Source organism: Veillonella dispar (assembly GCF_937975875.1).
GTDB lineage: Bacteria > Bacillota > Negativicutes > Veillonellales > Veillonellaceae > Veillonella > Veillonella dispar_B.
On sequence record NZ_CALJSP010000186.1, the window covers coordinates 1 to 2012 of the forward strand.

2 protein-coding genes are annotated in these 2012 nt (G+C 41.4%); both read left to right on the forward strand.

All coding sequences use genetic code 11. The features are described 5' to 3' along the window. A partial coding sequence (locus Q7P05_RS09355) for a serine hydrolase (protein ID WP_303931817.1) occupies positions 1-684 on the forward strand: 684 nt, incomplete at its 5' end. After that, on the forward strand, positions 681-2012 hold a 1332-nt coding region (locus Q7P05_RS09360), incomplete at its 3' end, for a peptide ABC transporter substrate-binding protein (RefSeq protein WP_303931819.1). The genes Q7P05_RS09355 and Q7P05_RS09360, both read left to right, overlap by 4 nt.

Here is a 2012-nt window from a genome sequence, read left to right on the forward strand (position 1 = left end):
AAAGGGGAAGATACGGTACACTCTAGTGCAAGTTTGATTAAGGTACTCATTATGGAGTATGTATTCCATTTAGCTCGTACAGAGCAGTTGGACCTTAATGATACAGTTCCTCTATCTAGAACACCGCGTGTTGAAGGCGGTGGTGCATTACAAGAATTAGTAGCAAAGCATAGCTTTACGTATCTTGAGTTATGTCGTCTTATGATGGTTCTTAGCGATAATATGGCGACAAATTTACTCATTACTGTTCTAGGCATGGAGAATATCAATGCTCGTGCAGAACAGCTTGGTGTAGATGAAATAGAACTCAATCGTATGATGATGGACTTTGACGCTCTAGCAGAAGGCCGGGATAACCATTTGACTGCATTGTCTTTAGCTCGCCTTTATAAACACATTTTTGAATGTCGCGATAGAGATGCTTATGGCCGAGAAATGTGGAATATTTTAGGTCGCCAACAATTCCGTGATATCTTGCCATTTTACTGGGGCGAAGGCATACGCTTTCACCATAAAACAGGATCCCTTGATCGTGTAGAGCACGATGGGGGCGTATTAGAAACATTTAGAGGTCATTTCTGCTTTATCCTCTTGATGAGCGATATCGATAATGACCGAGGTAAAGAGTTAGGCGCTCGAGTAGGGCGTATCATGAAAGAATTTGTAGAGGAAGCATTGCCATGATGGATAAACGAAATTTGTTAAAACTCATGGTCCTTGCTCTTGGGGTGAGTGTGCTCTTATTTGTATTTGGTTATCCTCGCGGGGAACAACCAATTGATGAGCATACCATTCGATATGTTATTGAGCAGGAACCATCCACATTGGATCCAGCAAAGTCTACTACCTCTCCGGAGGCTACAGTTCAACTTCAATTATTTGACGGTTTAGTTCGTTTAAATGATGAAAGTGAACCAGAGGCAGCACTAGCTAAAAGCTGGGATATTTCTGATGATGGTCGCGAGTATACCTTCCATTTACGACCTGATTTGAAATGGTCTAATGGAGAGCCTTTGACGGCTCATGACTTTGAATACGCGTGGAAACGCGTATTAGACCCTGAAGTCCATGCGGACAATGCATATATGTTATATGTATTAAAAAATGGCGAAGCCTTTAATAATGGTGATGCCAAAGCTGAAGACGTTGGTGTTAAGGCCATCGATGATGATACATTGGTGGTTACCTTAGAAAATCCAACAGCTTATTTCTTAAAATTATTAGCATCTCACAGTTACTATCCAGTAAGTCAAAAGGCTGTAGAGGCTCATGAAAACTGGGCTGCTAATGCAGATACATTCGTGTCTAATGGTCCATACCGCTTATTATCTTGGAAACATAATGGGGAAATGGACTTCGTTAAGAACCCGAATTATTGGGATGCGGATTCCGTAAAAACAGAGAAGATGAATTGGCCTATCAGTGAATCGCAAAGCACACGCCTTACATTGGTTGAAGGTGGCGAAGCAGATATGACTGTTGAGCCTCCTGTAGCGGATCAAAAACGCTTAGAAGAAGCGGGCCTATTACATATTGGACCTATGCTTGGTAACTATTACTACGTATTCAATGTGAAAGCAGAACCTTTCACAGATCCTGAGGTGCGTAAAGCTTTCTCCATGGTTATCAACCGTGCTAATATTGTTAACAATATTGTTCGCGGTGGTAAAGAGGCTGCTTATGCCTTTGTTCCTTACGGTATGCTTGAAAGTAATGGGCGTGAAGATTTCCGTGAAGCGGGTAGCTATCTTGTTTATGAAGATGTAGAGCAAGCTAAAGAAATCTTGAAAAACGCTGGCTATGATAAAAATCATCCATTGTCTCCAATTACGATTTTGTATAATACAAGTGAATTACATAAAGCTATTGCAGAAGCGATTCAAGATGCATGGGTAAATGCTTTTGATGCTGATGTACGCTTACAAAATCAAGAGACAAAGGTGTTCTTAGCGGACCGTGAAGCTGGCAAATACCAAGTAGCTCGTGCTTCTTGGGTTGCGGATTACAGTGAT